General features: G+C 68.8%; 19 protein-coding genes. 6 read left to right on the plus strand and 13 right to left on the minus strand.

The genetic code is table 11. The annotated features are described in order from the left end of the window. Window position 1: 1 nt before the first annotated feature. Genes WS46_RS18145 through WS46_RS18155 form a run of 3 tightly spaced genes read right to left on the minus strand, consistent with a single transcriptional unit; the run spans window position 2 to window position 2,609 of the window. Complete coding sequence (locus WS46_RS18145) at window positions 2–799, minus strand: CoA-transferase subunit beta (RefSeq protein WP_059691346.1); 798 nt, start codon at window positions 797–799, stop codon at window positions 2–4. Between the two features lie 10 nt (window positions 800–809). After that, complete coding sequence (locus tag WS46_RS18150; protein WP_059691347.1) at window positions 810–1,703, minus strand: CoA transferase subunit A; 894 nt, start codon at window positions 1,701–1,703, stop codon at window positions 810–812. Window positions 1,704–1,712: 9 nt separating this feature from the next. Then, on the minus strand, window positions 1,713–2,609 hold the full coding sequence (locus WS46_RS18155; protein WP_059691348.1) for a VOC family protein: 897 nt from the start codon (window positions 2,607–2,609) through the stop codon (window positions 1,713–1,715). A gap of 277 nt (window positions 2,610–2,886) precedes the next feature. Between WS46_RS18155 and WS46_RS35435 the strand changes: the two genes are divergently transcribed. Beyond that, window positions 2,887–3,144: a hypothetical protein gene (locus WS46_RS35435; RefSeq protein ID WP_156443150.1), complete on the plus strand. Its 258-nt coding sequence runs from the start codon at window positions 2,887–2,889 to the stop codon at window positions 3,142–3,144. A gap of 20 nt (window positions 3,145–3,164) precedes the next feature. Then, on the plus strand, window positions 3,165–4,751 hold the full coding sequence (locus tag WS46_RS18160; protein ID WP_059691349.1) for a hypothetical protein: 1,587 nt from the start codon (window positions 3,165–3,167) through the stop codon (window positions 4,749–4,751). 10 nt (window positions 4,752–4,761) lie between these two features. Here WS46_RS18160 and WS46_RS18165 read toward each other — a convergent pair whose 3' ends face one another. From WS46_RS18165 to WS46_RS18205, 9 genes are all read right to left on the minus strand, one after another. Beyond that, window positions 4,762–5,385, minus strand: coding sequence for a hypothetical protein (locus tag WS46_RS18165; RefSeq protein WP_373558365.1), 624 nt, complete (start codon window positions 5,383–5,385; stop codon window positions 4,762–4,764). Between the two features lie 832 nt (window positions 5,386–6,217). Next, window positions 6,218–6,991 carry an SDR family NAD(P)-dependent oxidoreductase gene (locus WS46_RS18170; protein WP_059691351.1) on the minus strand — a complete coding sequence of 258 codons (774 nt, stop codon included), beginning with the start codon at window positions 6,989–6,991 and terminating at the stop codon, window positions 6,218–6,220. A 37-nt stretch (window positions 6,992–7,028) separates the two neighbouring features. Next, window positions 7,029–8,615: a FadD3 family acyl-CoA ligase gene (locus WS46_RS18175; RefSeq protein ID WP_059691352.1), complete on the minus strand. Its 1,587-nt coding sequence runs from the start codon at window positions 8,613–8,615 to the stop codon at window positions 7,029–7,031. Window positions 8,616–8,661: 46 nt separating this feature from the next. Next, window positions 8,662–9,711, minus strand: coding sequence for a ferredoxin--NADP reductase (locus WS46_RS18180; protein WP_059691366.1), 1,050 nt, complete (start codon window positions 9,709–9,711; stop codon window positions 8,662–8,664). 10 nt (window positions 9,712–9,721) lie between these two features. Next, the gene (locus tag WS46_RS18185; protein WP_059691353.1) at window positions 9,722–9,913 is read right to left on the minus strand and encodes a hypothetical protein; all 192 of its coding nucleotides are present in this window, start codon (window positions 9,911–9,913) and stop codon (window positions 9,722–9,724) included. Between the two features lie 37 nt (window positions 9,914–9,950). Then, complete coding sequence (locus tag WS46_RS18190; protein WP_059951051.1) at window positions 9,951–10,469, minus strand: flavin reductase family protein; 519 nt, start codon at window positions 10,467–10,469, stop codon at window positions 9,951–9,953. Continuing rightward, window positions 10,469–12,226, minus strand: coding sequence for an FAD-binding protein (locus WS46_RS18195; protein ID WP_059691354.1), 1,758 nt, complete (start codon window positions 12,224–12,226; stop codon window positions 10,469–10,471). Before WS46_RS18195 ends, WS46_RS18190 begins: the two co-directional genes overlap by 1 nt. 10 nt (window positions 12,227–12,236) lie before the next feature. Further along, window positions 12,237–13,430, minus strand: a complete 1,194-nt coding sequence (locus tag WS46_RS18200) for an acyl-CoA dehydrogenase family protein (RefSeq protein WP_059691355.1) — start codon at window positions 13,428–13,430, stop codon at window positions 12,237–12,239. 171 nt (window positions 13,431–13,601) lie between these two features. Next, a complete protein-coding gene (locus tag WS46_RS18205; RefSeq protein ID WP_059537661.1) occupies window positions 13,602–14,741 on the minus strand; it encodes an LLM class flavin-dependent oxidoreductase in 1,140 nt (379 codons plus the stop codon). Window positions 14,742–14,999: 258 nt separating this feature from the next. On the opposite strand from WS46_RS18205, the gene WS46_RS18210 reads away from it, so the two are divergent. Then, complete coding sequence (locus tag WS46_RS18210) at window positions 15,000–15,350, plus strand: VOC family protein (protein ID WP_057925050.1); 351 nt, start codon at window positions 15,000–15,002, stop codon at window positions 15,348–15,350. A gap of 282 nt (window positions 15,351–15,632) precedes the next feature. Further along, window positions 15,633–17,021, plus strand: a complete 1,389-nt coding sequence (locus WS46_RS18215; RefSeq protein WP_059691356.1) for a DHA2 family efflux MFS transporter permease subunit — start codon at window positions 15,633–15,635, stop codon at window positions 17,019–17,021. Window positions 17,022–17,050: 29 nt separating this feature from the next. Here the strand turns inward: WS46_RS18215 and WS46_RS18220 are convergent, their stop codons facing one another. Further along, on the minus strand, window positions 17,051–17,431 hold the full coding sequence (locus WS46_RS18220) for a DUF4377 domain-containing protein (protein WP_059691357.1): 381 nt from the start codon (window positions 17,429–17,431) through the stop codon (window positions 17,051–17,053). Between the two features lie 241 nt (window positions 17,432–17,672). On the opposite strand from WS46_RS18220, the gene WS46_RS18225 reads away from it, so the two are divergent. Together WS46_RS18225 and WS46_RS18230 are read left to right on the plus strand one after the other, a co-directional pair. Beyond that, window positions 17,673–18,848, plus strand: coding sequence for a helix-turn-helix transcriptional regulator (locus WS46_RS18225; protein ID WP_059691358.1), 1,176 nt, complete (start codon window positions 17,673–17,675; stop codon window positions 18,846–18,848). Window positions 18,849–19,155: 307 nt separating this feature from the next. Next, a complete protein-coding gene (locus WS46_RS18230) occupies window positions 19,156–20,349 on the plus strand; it encodes a tyrosine-type recombinase/integrase (protein WP_059691359.1) in 1,194 nt (397 codons plus the stop codon). Window positions 20,350–20,358 lie beyond the last annotated feature (9 nt).

Here is a 20,358-nt window from a genome sequence, read left to right on the forward strand (position 1 = left end):
CTCATCCGCGGCGCGGCGCCGGATTGTTGCGCACGATCGTCGCGCGCAGATTGTGAGGGTCGAGCGCACGCACGATGCGCAGGTCTTCCGCGCTCGGCGCGGCCGTCGTGCCGAGTTCCGGTGCGGCAACCAGCGGGAAGCCGGTCGCATCCTGCACCTCGTCGAAGCTCACGCCCGGATGCAGCGAACGCACGCGAATCGCGTGATCCGGGCCGCCGAAATCCATCACGCACAGGTCGGTGACGATGCTGCGCAGGTCGACGAAGGTCTTCATGCCGGGCAGCCGGCGCGCCGGGTTGTAGCCGACCGTGCAGACCATGTCGACTTCGCCTTCGACGAACGTGCGCTTGCCGTGGCCGCTGACGAAAAACGAGTTCGCGTGATTCGTCGAGTTGCCGGGGAAACCACGCGCACCGAGCAGCTGCGTCTTCGGACGCGCGTAGTCGTCGCCGAGCCACGAGATGTTCGCCTGGCCGAAGCGGTCGATCTGCGTCGGCATCACCAGCGCGTGGCGGCGGCCGTGCCACAGGCAGTCGAACACGCGTTCGTAGGTCATCCAGCCGCTCGCCTTCACGCGATAGCCGTCGGGACGGGGGCCGAGCGGGACCGGCTCCTCGACGAGATACGCCTCGCCGTCGGTCAGCATCAGCCCGTTGTTGTAGGCGAGCCGTGCGAGGCCGGCCGCGAGCCGCGGGCCCGTGCCGATGCCGGTCGCCAGCACTTCGCCGTCGTCGCGCCAGAGTCGCGCGGACGCGACGATCATCAGTTCCGCGAGGGAATGGTCGAGAGATTCGCTCACAGGCGCTCCTTTACAGAATCGGCAACGGCAGCGTCGTCACATGCGGCAGGCCGCCGACGCCTTCGAGATACTGGCGTTCGTCCTGGCCGACCACGTCGCGCAGGTACGCCGCCGTCTTCGCATCGTCTTCCGCGCTTGCGCAGTACGCGCGCAGGTGCGGCAGGTCCCAGCCGTAGGCCGGCCCGCACGACGTCGGGTGCGCGCCGCCCGGCGCAGGCACGACGCCGGTGACGAGCGAACGCTCGAACGGGTTGCGTTTCGCGGCATCGAGGTCTTCGGTCGCGAGCGACGCGTCGACCGTTTCCGCCGACACGTAGCAGCACCGCGCGGCGCGCGCCATCCACGCGTCGAAAAACGGATCGGGGCCGTCGATGCGCGTGTTGCCCATCCGGTCGGCCGCGTTCACGTGCAGCAGCGCGACGTCGAGCTCGAGCGCCGGCATCGCGAGCAGCGTCTCGCCGTCGTCGTACGGCGACGTGACCGTGCGCAGCTCCGGCGCGTGATCGAGCAGCGCGGTGCCGAGCCCGGCGCGCGTCGGCAGGAACGGCAGGCGCGCGGCGGCCGCGCGCAGGCCGAGTTGCAGCATCCCTTCGTCGAGTTCGAGCACGTCGACACGGCCCTGTTCGCGGGCGCGGCGGAAATGCGGTTCGAGCGGGATCGCGTCCAGCGACACGAAGCCGAACACCACCTTGCGCACCTTGCCCGCCGCGCACAGCAGGCCGACGTCGGCGCCGCCGTAGGCGACGACCGTCAGGTCCTTCAGGTTCGAGCGCGCGATCTCGCGCACCAACGCCATCGGCTTGCGCCGCGGCCCCCATCCGCCGATGCCGATCGTCATGCCGTCGGCGAGTTGCGCGACCACGTCGCGCGCGGACATCGTCTTGTCGAGAGGTTTCATCGTCATCGTGCTGGCTTACCGGTATCCGATGCTGAAATCGTGGCCCCACTGGCTCACCTTGGTGGCCTCGAACACCGCATGCTTCGACCAGTCGACCGTGAGGCCGCCGAAGCCGTATTCGAGATCGAAGCTGCCGGGGGTCTTCATGTAGAACGAGATCATCTGGTCGTTGCAGTGCCGGCCGAGCGTCGCCGACATCTTCACGTCGTGCGCGGCGACCCGATCGAGCGCGCGGCCGACCTCGTCCATCGAGTCGACTTCGGCCATCACGTGCACGCAACCCGACGGCACGGCCATCTCGAACAGCGCGAGGCTGTGATGGCGCGCGTTGCGGCAGTGCATGAAGTGAATGCGCTTCTCGGGTTCGGCGGGGTCCGGCGTGAACTTCACGCGGTAGATGTCGGACAGTTCGAAGCCGAGCACGCCGCGCACGAATGCGTCGGTCGCGTCGAACTGCGGCGCGGGCAGCACCGCGTGGCCGAGCCCCATGTCGCCGGTGACGAAGCGCGCGACGCCGAGCGGCGACACGAAGCGGCGGAAGTCGCAGCGCGCGCCCCAGTACAGCTCGTGACGATTGCCGGACGGGTCGGTGCACCACGCCATGGCCTGCACGCGGCGCAGCGCGGCTTCGTCGCGCGTGGCGCGCACGGCTTCGACGCCCGCGCGTTGCAACGCCGCGAGCGCGGCGTCGAACGCGGCGCCGTCGGGCAGTTCCCAGCCCGACGCGAAATAGCGGTCGGTCGCGCCGGGGACGATCACGTAGCGGAAATCGCGCTCGTCCATCTTCAGGTACAGCGCGCCGTCGGGTGCGTCGAGCGCCTGCATGCCCAGCACGTCTTCCGCGTAGCGGCGCCACGCATCGACGCGGGTCGCCTCGACGACGACGTAGCCGAGCGCACGGACATCGATCATGTCGGCCTCCTCCAGGTTCAGATTCCGTTGTTCGTGAAAGGATTCTGGCCGGTCGGGGATGGCGTCACATCGTCTGTTGGGACGAGAGCCGGCGGGGGGCGGGAGCGTGGCGCGGCGGGTGCGCGCAGCGAAACGATGCCGCGTTGCTGCGGCGCCGCAAACGACAGTCGACGGAGCGTGGCCGCAACGACGCGCAGGCATCGGCGACAACATGCGTGCGGCTCAGCCGGAATAACCGGTCCGGCGGATTATCTTTCTTACGGTCGAAACATCAGGAATGCCTGAAAAAATCGGCCGGAATGCTTATTTCTTCTGCGTAGAAATCAACTATTTGCCCGCTCACCGGGAATCGTCGTCGATAACCCGGCGTCATGGCGTCTGCCCTGTCTGGACAAACGCCGCGGCCTTCCGCCGGTTTTCTGGAAACGCGTCGCGAAGCGCCGAGACAAACTTCGACACGCGCATCATGGACTTCGATCCTTGTAACGGGTATGTTACGCAGGCGGCGTTTAATGTCTTTCATAAATATCAATAACGGCCTACGAGGATCACAAATTGAAAACCACAAAAAACCCGCTTTCGCTGTCCGACCTGTACGAGGCGTCGGCGGCGATGAACCGGCGCGACTTCATTCGCCTCGGCGCGTATGCAGCCGTATCGATGCTGGCCGCATGCGGCGGCGGCGGATCCGACGCACCGCCGCCGGACCCGCACCCTGACGGCGTCTCGCTGACGCTCGCCGTGCAGCAGCCCGCCTCCGGCACCGCCGCGCTCGATGCCCACTTCGCGAGCCTCAGCTTCGAAAAAGCCGACATCAACAACAACTACTTCCGCGCCGACAACACGAACCTGATCGGGCTGCTCAACGCGCTCGGCGGCGGCGTGCTGCGCATCGGCGGGAACAGCGTCGACCGCATGACGTGGGCGCCCAACGGGCCGGGCCAGATCCGCGGGCAGGTGTCGCGTATCGACGTGGCGCGATTCGTCGCGTGCCTCAAGCAATGTCCCGCATGGAAAGTGATCTACGGGATCAATTTCGCCGGTGCGCGCGGCTCGGTGGCATCGCCGGCGCAAGCGGCCGACGAAGCGCTGTATGTGTCGCAGCAGCTCGGCGGGCAGTTACTCGCGTTCGAGATCGGTAACGAGCCCGATCAATACGGCGACAGCAGGACGCCGAACCTGGCCGGGATCACCTACGGCATCTTCCTGAACGGCGGCACCGTCGCCCAGGGCACGATCGCGGGATGGAACCAGTTCGCGCAGGCGATCGCGGGCACCGTCAGCGGCGCCGTGTTCAGCGGGCCGGCCGCCGCCAGCGACACGCCGGGCTGGGCGGAGTCGTTCGCGGCGAGCCAGGGCAGGAACATCGCACTGCTGACCGAGCACTACTACATCAGCAACTACAACGAAAACGCGCCCTCGATCGCCGGGATGCTCGCCTACCCCGATGCGAATCTCGTGACGGCCCTGCAAAACATGCGGTCCGCCGCGCTGAAGGCCGGCGTGCCGTTCCGGATGGACGAGACCAATTCGTATTTCAACAGCACTAAGCCGGCCGGCGTCAGCAACGTGTTCGCGAGCGCGCTGTGGGCGATCGATTTCATCTTCACGCATGCGCAGTACGGCGCGAGCGGCCTGAATTTCCACAACAACGGATCGGTCGCGAGCTATACCGCGATCGCCGATTCGCAAGGCGAAGTCACGGCCGTGCAGCCGCTCTATTACGCGCTGCTATTCTTTTCGCAAATCTTCGCGGGCGGTGGCGCCGGTGAATTCCTGAATACGACGCTGAGCGCGAGCACGGCGGCCGTGAGCGCATTCGCGGTCGCGACCAGTCAAGGCGCGACCTACGTCATCATCAACAACAAGGATACGGTCAGCACCGCAAACGTTACCGTCACGCTCGGTTCGCAGGCGTCGCGCGCGACGGTGATGACGCTCGCTTCGTCAGGTGACGCAACGGGCGCCCAGCTCGCCAATCCGGGCATTTACAACGGCGGGACACCGATCACGTTCGGCGGGCAGGCGGTCGCGCTGAATGGCGCATGGAACGGCACGCCGCAGCAGACGCTTGCCGTGGCGAATCGGCAGGTGACCGTGAAGGTGGCACCGGTGAGCGCCGCGCTGATTCGCATCCAGTAGCACGTCCGGCTCAGAACCGGTACGAGATCCCGATCTGCAGCACCGGATACCAGCGATACCGCGACATCATCCGGTTCAGTTCGTCGAGGCCGCTGGAGGCCAGGACCTGGCTCTTCTGCGGTCCGGCCGCGGCGGCGAGTTCCGGCGACAGCGTGTACGAGCAGCGCGGGATTCCGTATGCGACGCCGATGTCGGCGACGAAGCCGAGCCCTTTCGACGCCGGCCGATGCCCATAACCGATCCCGACATACGGCATCACGGTCGGATAGCGCGCCTCCGCGACCGCGTACATGCCGGGCAGCGCCGGGTAGCGCTTGCCGGCGAACACGTAGGTGCCGTTGGTCGGCACCGACACGCCGCGGATTTCGTCGTCGTTGAAGCGCAGTCCGATCGTCGCGCGAAAGCCGCTGCCGCGCCATGGAAAGATGTCCGCATACAGGCCGCCTTGCCGCAGCTTGATGTCGTCCTGATAGCGATTGCCGGCCACGGTGAAGTCATGCGTCAGATTGATCGCATTGAAATCCGCGTGTGCGCCCAGCACCGAGTTGAAGCTCACGGCCGCGCCGATGCCGACGCCTTGCGTGCCGCCCTGCAGGTAGATTTCCTGCGCGTGCGCGCCAGCCGTGAACACCATCGCCAGCGCTGCCCATTGGTTCACTGTCGTTTTCACGGGCGTCTCCCCGACATGTGCCGGGCGAGCCGACCCGCCGCGTGCAGCGCATGCCGCCACGCGCAGCGGGTCCCCCGGCACGACATCTTGCAAGCAAGCTTGCTGTTTGACGGATCGCACGTGCGGTGTCCGTTCGTGTCGCCGATACGACGCATCGCGCGTCCGACACGACCGGCCGTCATCCCGCGGCGCGATCCGATCCCCGATATTTCGATGTCGTTGCGTGCCGCTCCCGCGATTCGTGGTTGCCATCGATCGCGGTTATGTCGAGCAGCCCCGGCCTAATCGCAAGGGGTGTGCCATGCGGCGCGGACCGGCGCGGGACAAGCGTCGCGGCCTGACGTGCGGGGTTACGCGGGAGGGAATCGACGGAAATGTTTCAGGAACGCATCTGTTTTCGGGGCGTCAGCGTCGTGCCCGATGTCGGGAGGCAGCGCATCTGGCAGAGCGAAGCGCGCCGTGCAAGCGTGCGCGGCTGTCGGCAAACGCGAAGTCGCGACGGCCGGCAAGCGCGTGTGTCGCCACACCCGGAAGAAAATGTTTCATCGACGAGACTTCGCGCCAGCCGTGCGTGGTCTGGGATGCGAGATCGTGCGGTGCGGGTCAGGGTGAATACCGAGGACGGTGCGTGCGCAACCAGTCGCTGGGGAGATGGCCGTTCATGCGCGTCGATGCATGCAATGTGGGCCGACGATCCCGTTCGCCGGCGGTGTGCAGATTCGCCGAGTTCGGCGCCGAGAACAACTGACGCGTTCGTCTGCCAAGCCCGCTCGCCCGAGCGGGCCCCATGCATCCGCTACAACCCGTACCCGCCCGACACATTCAACTGCTGCCCCGTGATGTAATTCGCGCGATCCGACGCGAGAAACACCGCCGCGCGGCCGATATCGTGCGCCTTCCCCCAGCGCTTGAGCGCGAGCATGTTCTGCGTCTCGTCGATCCACGCCTGGTCGAACTGTCCTTGTTCGAGCAGCACCGGAAACATCCCGGCCTCGATCACGCCGACCAGAATCGAATTCGCGCGAATCTCGTGACGGCCCTCCTCGCGCGCGAGCCCCCTCACGAGCGCCTCGTTCGCCGCCTTCGGCGCGACCGACAATCCATCGCGATCCGGCCAGCGCAGATGCCCGGCCGAGCCGAGCGTCACGAACGACCCGCCGCCCGACGCGCGCAAATGCGGCAACGCGGCCTTCGCCGCATTGAAGAAACCGACCGTCTCGACCTCGATCGCGCGCCGCCAGTCGTCGTGCGTCATGTCGCCGATATGGCGCTGGTTCACGAACGGGCCGGCCGCCCACACGATCGTATGCACGCGACCGTGCGCGTCGATCGCGGCCGCGAGCGCCGCATCGATCTGCGCGGGATCGGTCACGTCCACGCGGTGCGTGGTGGCCGCGACACCCGTGCCGCGCAGGTCGCGCGCGACACGCTCGGCCACGTCGGCCTTGCTGCGATAACCGAGCGCGACCGGCACGCCGGCGCACGCGAATTCGCGCGCGACGCCCTGCCCGATCCCGCCGCTGCCGCCGAACACGAGCACCGCGCCCTGCGGAAATCCGTTGTCGTTCATGCGTTCATCCCGTTGGTGACGTATCGCGCGCCGGCGGTCAGGCCGCCGCTTCGGTGCCCGCGCGCAGCCGGTACTTCAGCACCTTGCCGGCCGCGCTCGTCGGCAGTTGCTCGACGAACGTGAAATGCCGCGGCACCTTGTAGTTCGCCATGTTGCTGCGCGCCCAGTCGTTCAGCGCGGTGGCGTCGGTATGCGCGCCCGGACGCAGCACGACGTATGCATGCCCGACTTCGCCGAGCCGCGTATCGGGCACGCCGACCAGCGCAACCTGCGCGATCGCCGGGTGCGCGGCCAGCAGCCGCTCGATCTCGGCCGGATAGCAGTTGAAGCCGCCGACGATGAACATGTCCTTGATCCGGTCGGTGATCTTCAGGTTGCCGTTCGCGTCGACGCAGCCGAGGTCGCCGGTATGCAGCCAGCCGTCCGCGTCGACGGTTTCGCGCGTCGCGTCCGGCTGGTTGAAATAGCCGCGCATCACGTTGTAGCCGCGCACCCAGATCTCGCCGGTCTCGTCCGGCCCGAGCGCCGCGCCGTCCTGCCCCGCGATGCGTAGCTCGACGCCCGGCATCGGTCGGCCCGAGGTGGAGGCGACCGTCTCCGCGTCGTCGCCATGCCGGCACAGCGTCGCGAACCCGCACGATTCGGTCAGCCCGTAGCCGGTCAGCACGGTCTCGAAGCCGAGCTCCGCGCGCATCCGCTCGATCAGGCTCGGCGCGATCGCGGCCGCGCCCGTCACCGCGATCCGCAGCGACGACAGGTCGCGCATCGCGCGATCGGGCGCATCGAGCAGCGCGTAATACAGCGTCGGCGGGCCGGGCAGCACCGACACGCGTTCGTCGGCGATGCGCCGCAAGACGTCGGCCGGCTGGAACACGAGATGCGGCAGCACGGTCGCACCGCTCGACAGTGCGGCGAGCCAGCCCGCCTTGTAACCGAACGTATGGAAAAACGGATTGACGATCAGGTAGCGGTCGTCCTGGCGCACGCCGGCGATCGCGGCCCACGCCTGCGCGGCCCGCAGGTTCTGGCCGTGCGCGGTCATCACGCCCTTCGGGCGGCCGGTCGTGCCGGACGTGAACATCAGGTCCATCACGGTATCCGGTGTCACCTGCGCCTGCCGCTCGTGCACGGCGGCGAGCGACACCGCCGCGCCGCGCGCAAGGAACGCGTTCCAGGTTTCGTCGCGCGCGCCGGACGGCGGTTCGCCGTCGAACACGACGACGCGTTCGAGCGTCGCGGGCCGATGCGGCGCGAGCATCGCCGGATAGGATTCGCCGAGGAAGGTGCCGCAGCAGAACAGCAGCCGCGCGCCGCCGTCATGCAGGATGCCGCCCACCTCCATGCCCTTCATCCGCGTGTTGACCGGCACGAGAATCGCGCCGACGGTATGGATCGCCAGCGCCGCGACGATCCATTGCGGCAGGTTCGGCGCCCATACGGCGATCCGGTCGCCCGCGTCGATGCCGCTCGCGAGCAGCGCGCGCGCCGCCTCGAGACGCGCCGCGTCGAGTTCCGCATAGGTCAGCCGGCCATGCTCCGACTCGATCGCCGGATGCGCGCCGTGGCGCGCGGCAGCCCGCGCGATCAGCGCGGGCGTGGTGAGGATTTCGTTGTCCATCGTCATAGGCATCGCAACAGGGTTGCCGCGCGCGCCGCCGGCGCGCCACGGCTCAATCGGGGAACACCACGCGCAGCGCGTCGCTCGCGGGCCGCGCGCGGCAGGCGAGCGTCCAGCCGGCCGCGATCTCGTCGTCGTCGAGCACGTGGTTATCGTCGAGCGCCACCTCCCCGCGTTCGACGCGGCACATGCACGCGCCGCACTGCCCCATCCGGCAGGAATTCGGCGCGGGCAGGCCGGCGCGCAGCATCGCGTCGAGCAGCGTTTCGCCGGGCGCGCTGTCGAATTCGAACGCCTCGCCGTCGAGCACCGTCTCGATCGCCGCGCCATCGCCGGAGTCGGCCTCGGAAGTCGCTGCGGACGATGCCGCCGCGTCGCCCTGCACCGGTGCGTCGGGCAGCGACGCGAAGCGCTCGACATGCACGCGTGCGCGCGGCAGCCCGAGGCCGAGCATCGCGGCCAGCGCGTTCTCCATGAACATCGCCGGCCCGCAGATGAACGTTTCCTGCTGGCTGAACGGCCGCGCGAGTTCCTCGAGATGCCGCTGCTGCGGCACGCCCTGCACGCTGTCGAGCCAGTGGATCACGCGCAGGCGGCCCGGATGGCGGTGCGCGAGCTGCTGCAGTTCGTCGCGGAAAATCACCGAGCGCTCGTCGCGGTTCGCATAGATCAGCGTCAGCATCCCGCGGCCGTGCACGAGCGCCGATTTCAGGATCGACAGCACCGGCGTGATGCCGCTGCCGCCCGCGAACAGCAGCAGGTCGCCGTCGAGCGTGCGCGGCGTGAACACGCCGGCCGGCGGCAGCACGTCGAGCGCATCGCCCGCACGGATGCGGTCGCACAGCCAGTTCGACGCACGGCCGTCGCGCACGCGCTTGACGGTGATCTTCGGTGCCGCGTCGATGCCCGGCGCGCTCGACAGCGAGTAACAGCGCGCGACGGTCGCATCGGCGCACGGCACGTTCAGCGTCAGGAACTGGCCGGGCCGGTACGCGAACGCATCGCGCAACGCGGCGGGCACGTCGAACACGAACGAGCATGCGTCGTCGCTTTCGGCAATGACGTCGGCAACGGTCAGCCGGTGAAAACGGGAATCGCTCATCGCCGTCTCCTCATGCCGCACCGGCCGCATCCCGGCCGGTTTCGCCCGCGCGGATCCGTGCCGGGTTCGACGCGAGCGCCGGCGCGATGCATGCGAACGCGTTCGGCACTTGCGTTGCCGCAGCGCCGATCAACTGCGCAAGCGCTCGCATGATCGTTGTGTTCGCATCGTTTGCGATATTGCGGTTCAGTCTGCGTGTCATGAGTCGTCTCTTTCCGATGCGGTAAAGCGCGCGGCCGTCACGCGGCCGCGCGGTTCGCGGGCGCGCCCGGCGTCGTATATGCGCCGTCGAGATAGACGAGCGGATCGACGTCGCCGCTCATCAACACTTCGCGGATTCGCCCGATGAACACCGTATGCGTGCCGTATTCGAAACGGCCGTCCTGCTCGCACACGAGGCTCGCCTGCGAATCGTGCAGATACGGGACGCCGAGCGGCGACGTGCGCCACTCGCCCGTCGTGAAGCGCGCCTCGCCCTTCAGGCGGCCGCTGCAGTCGATCGCGATGCCTTCGTGACGTGCCGACAGCACGTTCACGCAGAACGGCGCGCCCGCGTCGAGCGGCGGATACAGCGACGCATTGCGGTTGATGCAGATCAGCAGCGACGGCGGCTCGGTCGACAACGAATCGACCGCCGTCGCGGACATCGAGTAGCGCCGGCCGTCGTGCGCGCTGCTGATGACCGTGACGGAGCGCGCGAGGCGGCGCATCGCCAGCAGCATGTCGGTGCGCAGCGGATGGGTAGTGAGATCGCTCATCATTGGACTCCGTCAAGTTCAGTCGTGGACGGCCGGTCCGACCGGCCGCCGGCGTCGGCCGCTTGCGCGGCCAGGTGGTCGGCGGCGATGAACCCGAAGGTCATCGCCGGACCAAGCGTCGAGCCCGCGCCGGGGTAGCTCGCGCCCATCACCGATGCACTGGTGTTGCCGATCGCGTACAGGCCGTCGACCGGCGCGCCGTCGGCGCGCAGCACGCGCGCGTGCGCGTCGGTAACGAGCCCGCCCTTCGTGCCGATGTCGCCCGCGTCGATCCTCACCGCATAGAACGGCGCCTCGTCGACCGGCCCGAGACACGGATTCGGCTGGTTCCTCGGATCGCCGTAATACGTGTCGAACAGGTTGTCGCCCTTGCCGAACGCCTCGTCGATACCGGTTGACGCGTAACGCGCCATGTCGCGCAGCGTGTCGTGCAGCCCGGCCGCATCGACGCCGATCCGCGCGGCGAGCGCATCGATCGTGTCGGCCTTCACGAGCACGTCGCGAAACGCGTCCGGAATCCGCGAATCGGGCATCATCGGCGCCGGCATGATCGGACCGCACGGATACTTGCGGCGAAAGCGCGCGTCGAACACCATCCACGCCGGCACGCACGCGCCGGTGCGCGCATGGTCGCGATACATCGCCGGCACGAATTCGGAATACGGCGCGGCTTCGTTGACGAAGCGCTTGCCGAGGCCGTTGACGATCACGCAGCCCGGCAGGTTGCGTTCGACGAACAGCGCGCGCTGCTTCTCCTCGCCCGCGACGCCGACCGTCGGCGCGCCCCAGACGTGTTCCATCAGCGCGAGCGCGCCGCCGAGCCGGTGGCCTTCGGCGATCGCGTCGCCGGTGTTGGCCGGCGGCGTCGCGCTCCAATGCATCTGCGTCGGTTGCGGAAGGTAGCGTTCGCGCATCGGCTGGTTGCGCTCGAAACCGCCCGCGCCGAGGATCACGCCGCGCCGCGCGACGATCGTCACCGGCTGTCCGAAGCGCTGCGCGCGCACGCCCGTCACGCGGCCGTCGACGTCGAGCAGGTCGCGCATCGGCGTGTCGAGCCAGACGGGCACGTTGCGCTCGAGCAGCGCGCGGCGCAGCCCGCCGATCAACGCATTGCCGAGCGTCAGGCGCCGGTCGCGCCGCGTGCGGCGACGCACGCCGACATCGAGCCAGTAGCGGCCGAATTGCGCGATCGCGAGCTTCATGAAGCCCGGCCCGCGCGAGAACAGCGTGTGCGCTTCCTTGGACGTCACGGCCACGCGGCCGCCGATCAGCGTGCCGGGCGACGGCGGACGCAGCCGGTCGAGCTCGTCGCCGAGCAGCGCACCGTCGAACGGCAGCGGATCGAGCGCGCGATAGCCCGGCATCGCGCCCGGCAGCTTCTGGAAATAGTCCGCGTACTTCGGCAGCGCCTGGTAGCGCACGGGCGTCTTCGTTTCGAGGTAACGCAACATCGCGGGCGCCTGGTCGAGATACGCGTCGAGCCGCTCGCGCGACGATGCGCCGGCCGTGCACGCATCGAGATAGCGGCGCGCGGCCTCGCGCGTATCGGTCGCGCCGAGTTCCGCGATGTGGTGGTTGCACGGTATCCAGATGCCGCCGCCGGAGATCGCCGACGTGCCGCCGTACAGCGCCGTCTTCTCGATCACGACGACGGACAGCCCGCGGTCGGTCGCGCGGCATGCCGCGAGCAGCGCGCCCGCGCCCGAGCCGACGACCACGACGTCGAACACGTATTGCTGCGCTTGCGTGTCGTTCATCGTGGCCTCGTCAGATGAAGTAGTCCGTGTTCTCGCGGCCGAGCATCACGGCGCCGAGGTTCTGGCCGAAGCGGTCCACGTTGTTCGCGTAGTGCGCGCGGGCCGCGTGCAGGTCGAGGAAACGGCGCACCAGCGGATTGCGGTGATAGATGCCGTTGCCGCCCGCATAGCGCAGCAGCGCGTTCGCGGCCTGCGCGCAGCGCTCGGCGACCTGCGCGGACTGGTAGCGGAAATGCACGCGGCGCTCGATCGACACGGCCGGCCCGCCCGTCACCGACGCCATCAGTTCTGCGAAATTGCGCTTGAGCAGCACCTTCATCTCGTCGATCGCGACGGCCGCGTTGGCGCACGCGTTCTGCGCGCCCGGATCGTCGGTCGTCTTCGCGCCGCTGTTGGCCGACACGCGCGTGGCAGCGTAGCCGGTGAAATCGTCGAGCGCGCCCTGCAGCGCGCCGATGCACGACGTGCACACCGCGCGCACGAAGATCTGCGCGAACGGCAGCTTGAACAGCGGCGCGTCGTTGACGGCCAGGCCCGGGCTCGTGCCCATCATCCCGTCGAGCGCCTTGTGCGTGCGATACGCGGGCACGAACGCGTCGTCGACGACGATGTCGTGGCTGCCGGTCGCGCGCAGGCCGAGCACGTCCCAGTCCTGCTGGATCCGGTAGTCGGATTTCGGCAGCAGGAACGTGCGGTATTCCGGCGGCTGGCCGGCCTCGGCTGCCGGCACCAGCGCACCGAGGAACACCCATTCGCACAGTTCGCTGCCGCTCGAGAACTTCCAGTGGCCGGACAGGCGGAAGCCGCCTTCGACCGGCGTCACGCGGCCGACCGGCATGTAGGTCGACGCGATCAGCGTCGCGGGATCCGTGCCCCACACGTCCTGCTGCGCGCGTTCGTCGAACAGCGCGAGCTGCCAGTTGTGCACGCCGACGACGCCGTACACCCATGCCGTCGACATGCAGCCGCGCGCGAGCGCCATCTGGATGTCGAAGAAGGTCTGCGGATCGAGCTCGTAGCCGCCGTAGCGCTTCGGCTGCAGCACCTTGAAGAAGCCGGCGGCCTGCATGTCGGCGATCGTCTCGGCCGGGATGCGGCCCTGCGCTTCCGCCTGCGCGGCCCGGCCGGCAAGCGTCGGCGCCAGCGCCTCGGCCCGGGCGATCAGGGTGGCGGCCAGTGCGTTCGAATCGTTGTCGCGGTGCACGAATGTCTCCTGTGATACGGGGCGCGCGCGGCGGCGCTCATCCCGGTCTCTCTCTAAGTGGTTCGTCGCGGCCGGCGCCGCGAGCGAGGGCTCCTGCCGACGATGCTCGGGCTCGCGCGGCCGCGCCGCATCGTCCGAAGGGACGACGGGCGCGGTGCGGCCCGGCCCGCCTTACGCGCAGGCGCGCTCCTTCTCCTTGTTGAAGAACGGGATCACGTGCTCGCCGATGTTGCGGATCGTCTCCATCTGCGCGTCGTGCGGCACCGTGCCCATCTGGCAGAGGAACAGCACTTCGTCGACGCCCGCCTCCTGCAGGCGGCCCACGTAGCCGATGCAGTCGTCCACCGTGCCGTACGCGTGGTTCGGGTTCATCATCGCGAGCGCCGGATCGGCGAAGTTCACGACGACTTCCTCCGACGCGAAGCGCGAACGGATCACCATCTCGCCGGTGTCGGCCTGCACGAGGTCGTCGCCCCACTTCGCCGGGTCCGGACGCTCGCCGCCCGTGTACCAGTACGCGAGCGATTCCATGAAGTAGCGCTGGCCGCGGATGCCGATCTTGCGGGCCTTCTGGCCGTCGGCCATCACGACCGTCGGGCACAGCGCCGCGAGGTGCTGGGTCGGGCGGAAGCCGACCTGGTCTTCCGGCTTGCGGTTCGCCCATGCCTCGCGATAGATCGCGTTCTTCTTCGCGACTTCGTCGGGGCCGCCGAAGCCGAGCACCAGCGCGCCCATCCCGCGCTGGCCGGCACGCAGCAGCGCGTCGGTGTTCGTGCAGGCGAGATACATCGGCGGATGCGGATCCTGGAACGGCTTCGGGTGGATCGGACGCTTCGGAATCTTGATGTACGTGCCGTCGTGCTCGATCTCGTCCTGCACGAACATCTTCGGCACCAGGTACATCGACTCGTCGATCATCGGCTGCAGTTCGTTGAGGTCGTAGCCGAACGCGCCCGCTTCCTGCTGGCTGCCGCCCTTGCCGACGCCGAAATGCACGCGGCCGCCCGACAGGATGTCGAGCAGCGCGACGCGCTCGGCCACCTTGATCGGATGGTTCATCGCCGGCGGCAGGCACACGACGCCGTGACCGAGGCCGATGCGCGTCGTGCGCCCGGCCAGGTACGCAAGGAAGGTTTCCGGCGCGCTCATGTGCGCATAGTTGGTCAGCGACGTGTGCTCCACGCACCAGATCGTGTCGAAACCGACCTGCTCGGCCAGCAGCGCCTGCTCGACCGTCTCCTTGAACACCCGGTGGTCGCCCTCGCGCGATGCGTCGGTGGTCTGGGCTTCGTAGATGAGGGAAAACTTCATTGCGTGCGTCTCCATGTATGTTGGACGAGTCGGGGTCGTGCAGCCGCCCGCACGATACGGACGAATAGCGACGGTCCACGGATGGGAGTGTCGGCGCGCGGGCCCGCACGGGCATCGTCTGTTTGGAGTAACGGCATGCATGCGGGGACAGAGGGGTTTCACCGTCATCCGAACAGACTGCGTCGCGGCCGGCACCGCGCGCTAGCATCGAACGACGGCCCGGTGCGGCCGTACACACCACGACGAGGGAGAGAGGGAATGAAGGTATCGATGCTGCTGTACCCGGTCGACGACATCGACACGGCCTTGCCGCTGTTCGTCGACGGGCTCGGCCTGAACGTGAAGTTCCGCGACGGCGACCGCTATTGCGCGCTCGACGGCGGCCCGCTGACGATCGCGCTGGTGGCCGGCGACGAGCAGATCGTCGAACGCGCGGCGCTTACGCTGCGCGTGGACGAGGACGACGACCTGTACGCGGCGATGGCGCGGGTCGTGAAGGCCGGCGCGTCGGTGCGCGTGCCGGTGCAGGCGGGGCCGCACGAATACCGCGCGGTGCTGGAAGACCGCAACGGCGCGCTGCTGGTGATTTCGCAGAAACGCGCCGCGTGACGCGGCCACGTGTGGCGCGCGTGCCACGCGATCCGGCCGGCGGGAACCCGGCCGGATGCCGCGGGAACGGTCGGTGTCGGGTCATGAGCCAGACGGGATCGAGCGTCCCGCCGCTTCATCGGCACGTTCGATGACGGTCAATGCCCTCGGGCAGCTTCCCGATGGCCACCGGAATCGGTACCATCGAACGCTTGAAGACCGGCCGTGCGCCGGCGCGAGCCTGCCGGGCCGCGTCGCCCGTCACGTCGCCTCCGCGCCGGTCGCCGCACTTGCCGTTTCGTCATGTCCCGCGAACCCTCACACTCCGCGCTGCTGTGGATCGTCGCCGCCGCGTTCTTCATGCAGTCGCTCGACACGACGATCGTCAACACCGCGCTGCCGTCGATCGCGCAAAGCCTGCATGCGTCGCCGCTCGCGATGCAGCCGGTCGTGGTCGTCTACACGCTGACGATGGCGATGCTCACGCCGGCGTCCGGCTGGCTCGCCGACCGGTTCGGCACGCGCCGCGTGTTCTCGCTTGCCATCCTGGTGTTCTCGCTCGCGTCGATCGGCTGCGCGGCGTCGCACACGCTCGGCCAGCTCGTCGTCGCGCGCGCCGTGCAGGGCATCGGCGGCTCGATGCTGCTGCCGATCGGGCGGCTCGCGGTGTTGCGCCGCGTGCCGGGAGAACGGTACGTCGCGGCGATCGCGTTCGTGTCGATCGCCGCGCAGCTCGGCCCGATCGTCGGGCCGACGCTCGGCGGCTGGCTCACGCAGGCGATTTCCTGGCACTGGGTGTTCATCGTCAACGTGCCGGTCGGCATGGTCGGCTTCCTCGCGGTGCAGCGCTTCCTGCCGCACGATCAGGCGATGCGGCCGCCGCCGTTCGACTTCGTCGGCTGCGCGCTGCTGTCGGTCGCGATGATCGCGCTGTCGCTCGCGATCGATCCGCCGATGCCCGCGCACCGCAGCGGCTGGGCGATCGGGCTCGCCGTGCTGGGCGTGGCGAGCGCGCTCGCGTACCTGCCCCATGCGCGGCGCCGTGCGCAGCCGCTGTTCCGGCTCGGATTGTTCCGCGAGCCGAACTTCGGTGCGGGGCTGCTCGGCAACCTGCTGTGCCGGATCGGGACGAGCGCCGTGCCGTTCATGCTGCCGCTGCTGATGCAGGTGCAGCTCGGCTATACGCCGCTGCGGTCGGGGATGATGATGCTGCCGGCCGCGATCGCCGGCGTGATCGCGAAGCGCTGGATCGCGCCGCTCGCGAAACGCTTCGGCTATGCGACGTTCCTGGTCGTGAACACGGGGATCGTCGGCTGCGCGATCGCGGGGTTCGCGCTGGTCTCGGCACGGCCCGCGCCGGCACTGGAGATTGCGTTGCTGATCGTGTTCGGCGCCGCGAACTCGATGCAGTTCGCCGCGATGAACGCCGTGACGCTGAAGGGCCTGTCGCACGCCGACGCCGGCAGCGGCAACAGCCTGTTCACGATGATGCAGATGCTGGCGATGGGGCTCGGCGTGTCGATCGGCGGCGGGCTCGTGAACCTGTTCGCCGCGCATTGGGGCTCGATGGCGAACGGCTTCGTGCTTTCGTTCGTCTGCATGGGCTCGGTCACGCTGCTGTCGTCCGTCGTGTTCCGGCGGATCGATGCCGCCGCGCCGCCGAGGCCGGTCGCGCCGCGCCCGTCCGCGTAAGCGGCGCCACGGGCGGGCACGGCCGGCCGTCAGTTCACCTGACGGCGCTCGACGACCCGCTTGAGCACCCAGCGGATCGACGAACCGTCGGCCGGCGGCTGCGCGACGCGGTATTCGTCGACTTCCAGCACATATTGATAGCCGGGCTGGTACGCAAAGCCCTCGATACCGGCGTACCACAGGCTCCACGGCTCCGCCGGGCTGCTGCGCACCTGCAGGCAGTCCATCGGCGCGACGCCCGTGCAGCGCGCCGCCTGCGGCGCGACATACACGGTCCGGGTCACGGGCCGGCCGTCGGCCGGGCGGGCCGCGCGCGCGTCCGTCGCGGCCGCGTCGGTCTGGCATCCGGCGAGCAGCGTGCTGCCTGCGATCATGGCCGCGCCGAGCAGCGTTCTGGTCTTGCGAATCATCGGGTGTTCCTCGGGAAGCGTTGGCGGGCCGATTAGACGAACGGCGTTTCGGGAAAGTTCACGAATTGCTTACAACGGCGTGCCGCCACCCTCATTCGTGCGATGTCGCGCGTGCGCCGGCGCGCTACCGTATTCCGGTGCAGGCCGCTGCGCGCCGCCGCCGGCGGTCCGGATACGCCCGTGCACGCACCCGCACGCCCGGCGCACCGCGACCCGGCGGCGGCAACAGGAGACACCCCCGATGACCACGGCGCCCCCGGCCCTTCCCCCGAGCCTTGCCCGATCGAGCCTGACGCTCGAGCAGTTCGACGCGCTGCTCGCGACCATCTACGAAGGCCCGCTGGAGGACGTGCCATGGGGCGGTGCCCTCGAACGGATCCGCGCGCACCTGGACGCGAACTACGTGACGATGATCCTGCGCTGGCCCGCCAGCGGTCACACGGGGCTGATGATCAATGCGTCCGGGCACGGCGCGCCGCTGCCGGGCGTCGCCTCGTACAACAACTACTATTACGCGCTCGATCCGTTCGTGAACCTGCCGAGCGATCGCGTCGTCACCGTCGACGAGCTGCTCGGCGTCGGCGTGTGGCGCGGCAGCGCGATGTATCGCGAGTTTCTCGAGCCGTTCGACGTCGGCTACCTGATGGGTGCGGACCTGCGCACGCCCGACGGGATCGAATGCCGGTTCCGCGTGTGCCGCTCGCATCACGGCCGCGCGTTCTCCGTGACCGACAAGGCCGTCTGCAACGCGCTGCTGCCGCACCTGAAGCGCGCGGTGCGCCTGCATGCGAAGTTCGGGATGGTCGAATCGGAGCGCATGCTGTACGCGAGCACGATCGACCGCATGCTCGTCGCGACCGCGATCCTCGACGAGCGCGGCACGATCATGAAGACCAACTCCGTCGCGGACGAGATCTTCGCCGAATGCGACGGCCTGCGCGTGCGCGGCGGCACGCTCGAGGCCGCGTATCCGCTGGAGAACCGCAAGCTGCAGAAGCTGATCCGGCAAGTGCTCGCGGAGCGCGCGGGCGGCGCGCCGACGGTCGCGCAGGCGATCGCCGTGCCGCGCCCGTCCGGCAAGCCGCCGCTCGGCGTGCTGATTCGCACGGTCCCGCTCAGCGAATGGTCGGAGGACAATCCGCGCCGGCCCGCGTGCGCGATCTTCATCCGCGATGGCGAACGCAAGTCGCAGGCGTCGCACGACATCGTGCGCAAGCTGTTCGACCTCACGCCGGCCGAGACCGCCCTGGCGCTCGCGCTCGTCAACGGATCGACGCTCGAGGAAGCCGCCGACGAGCTCGACATCAGCAAGAACACCGCGCGCTCGCATCTGCGCGCGATCTTTTCGAAGACGGGCGTCACGCGGCAGGCGACGCTGGTGCGGACGTTGCTGAACAGCGTGTTGTCGCTGGGGTGAGGTGCGCGAAACATGGCGGCTTATCGTCACTTTGACGCTGAACGTGTCATCGCTCTTCTACGGCTATCAGCACTATCGATTCGGATTGATCCATGCGCTGCTTCTCATCGCCGCAGTACTGCTGCTGACACCGGAAAGCAGGAAATGGTTCGCGCCTGAACGACCGATGTAGACGGTATAAGCGCCAACTGGACACTCGTTGCGTTTCGCCAAATGACGATCGTGTATTACCATCGACGCTTCCTCGTACGCTTCATCGCGCCGCGTGCGCCCGCCCGGTCATCGGCGAGCCGCGCCCCCTCTTCGCATGACCTCACCCGTTCCGTCCGGCGTCGCGCTGCGGCCGCAGCCGATCGATACGCTGACCGTGCCGGCCGCGCTCGACGGACGCGCGGGCACCAACCGCTCGACCAGCGCGCATCCGCAGATCGCCGCGACGCATGATCTCGACGCCGTGCGCGCGTGGCTCGCACGCTTCGTCGATACGCCCACCACGTTCCAGAATTACCGCAAGGAAGCCGAACGCCTGCTGCTGTGGGCCGTGATCGCGTGCGGCAAACCGCTGTCGTCGCTCACGCACGAGGATCTCGTCGGCTACCGGCAGTTCCTGCTCGCGCCCACGCCGGCCGAACTCTGGTGCGCGAACGGCGGCCGCAAGCATCCGCGCGGCGACCCGCGCTGGCGGCCGTTCTACGGCCCGCTGTCGGCGGCCAGCCAGCGGCAGGCGATGGTGATCCTGAACGTGATGTTCTCGTGGCTCGTGCAGGCCGGCTATCTCGCCGGCAATCCGCTCGCGCTGTCCCGGCAGCGGCAACGACGGCCCGCGCCGCGCGTCACGCGCCATCTCGGGCCGCCGCTGTGGCAGGCGGTCAAGGACGCGATCGCCGCGATGCCGCGCGACGACGCGCGCGCCGCCCTCCATGCGGATCGCGCGCGCTGGGTGTTCACGCTGCTGTATCTCGGCGGGCTGCGCATCACCGAAGCAGCCGACACCACGATGGGACACTTCTTTGCACGGCGCGATGCGAACGGGCGCGACCGCTGGTGGCTCGACGTGACCGGCAAAGGCGGCCGGCAGCGGCTCGTGCCGGCCACCGCCGAGATGATGGCCGAGCTCGCGCGCTACCGGCGCGCGCATGGCCTGCCCGCGCAGCCGGCCGACGGCGAATCCACGCCGCTCGTGCTGCCGGCCAATCGCACGCGCAAGCCGCTCACGCGCGCGGCGCTGCACCGGATCGTGAAGCAGGTGTTCCGGTTCGCGGCCGATCGGTTGCGTGCGCAAGGGAATGGAGGCGAGGAACAGGCGCGCGTGCTCGAACAGGCATCCGCGCACTGGCTGCGCCACAGTGCGGGTTCGCACATGGCCGATGGCCGCGTCGACCTGCGGCTCGTGCGCGACAACCTCGGGCACGTGTCGCTGACGACGACGAGCCAGTATCTGCACGCGGACGACGACTGGCGGCACAGCGAAACCGAGGAGAAGCATCGGATCGGTTGGTGAGCGACGCGC

The organism is Burkholderia sp. RF4-BP95 (genome assembly GCF_001521985.1).
Taxonomy (GTDB): domain Bacteria; phylum Pseudomonadota; class Gammaproteobacteria; order Burkholderiales; family Burkholderiaceae; genus Burkholderia; species Burkholderia diffusa.

Coding starts and splice junctions, on each gene's coding strand:
- WS46_RS18220 (WP_059691357.1), bottom strand. CDS start 17,431: ATGATTCGCAAGACCAGAACGCTGCTCGGCGCGGCCATGATCGCAGGC.
- WS46_RS18180 (WP_059691366.1), bottom strand. CDS start 9,711: ATGAGCGATTCCCGTTTTCACCGGCTGACCGTTGCCGACGTCATTGCC.
- WS46_RS18155 (WP_059691348.1), bottom strand. CDS start 2,609: ATGATCGATGTCCGTGCGCTCGGCTACGTCGTCGTCGAGGCGACCCGC.
- WS46_RS18205 (WP_059537661.1), bottom strand. CDS start 14,741: ATGAAGTTTTCCCTCATCTACGAAGCCCAGACCACCGACGCATCGCGC.
- WS46_RS18175 (WP_059691352.1), bottom strand. CDS start 8,615: ATGACGATGGACAACGAAATCCTCACCACGCCCGCGCTGATCGCGCGG.
- WS46_RS35435 (WP_156443150.1), top strand. CDS start 2,887: ATGCCTGAAAAAATCGGCCGGAATGCTTATTTCTTCTGCGTAGAAATC.
- WS46_RS18230 (WP_059691359.1), top strand. CDS start 19,156: ATGACCTCACCCGTTCCGTCCGGCGTCGCGCTGCGGCCGCAGCCGATC.
- WS46_RS18170 (WP_059691351.1), bottom strand. CDS start 6,991: ATGAACGACAACGGATTTCCGCAGGGCGCGGTGCTCGTGTTCGGCGGC.
- WS46_RS18225 (WP_059691358.1), top strand. CDS start 17,673: ATGACCACGGCGCCCCCGGCCCTTCCCCCGAGCCTTGCCCGATCGAGC.
- WS46_RS18150 (WP_059691347.1), bottom strand. CDS start 1,703: ATGACGATGAAACCTCTCGACAAGACGATGTCCGCGCGCGACGTGGTC.
- WS46_RS18190 (WP_059951051.1), bottom strand. CDS start 10,469: ATGAGCGATCTCACTACCCATCCGCTGCGCACCGACATGCTGCTGGCG.
- WS46_RS18165 (WP_373558365.1), bottom strand. CDS start 5,385: ATGGTGTTCACGGCTGGCGCGCACGCGCAGGAAATCTACCTGCAGGGC.
- WS46_RS18195 (WP_059691354.1), bottom strand. CDS start 12,226: ATGAACGACACGCAAGCGCAGCAATACGTGTTCGACGTCGTGGTCGTC.
- WS46_RS18185 (WP_059691353.1), bottom strand. CDS start 9,913: ATGACACGCAGACTGAACCGCAATATCGCAAACGATGCGAACACAACG.
- WS46_RS18215 (WP_059691356.1), top strand. CDS start 15,633: ATGTCCCGCGAACCCTCACACTCCGCGCTGCTGTGGATCGTCGCCGCC.
- WS46_RS18210 (WP_057925050.1), top strand. CDS start 15,000: ATGAAGGTATCGATGCTGCTGTACCCGGTCGACGACATCGACACGGCC.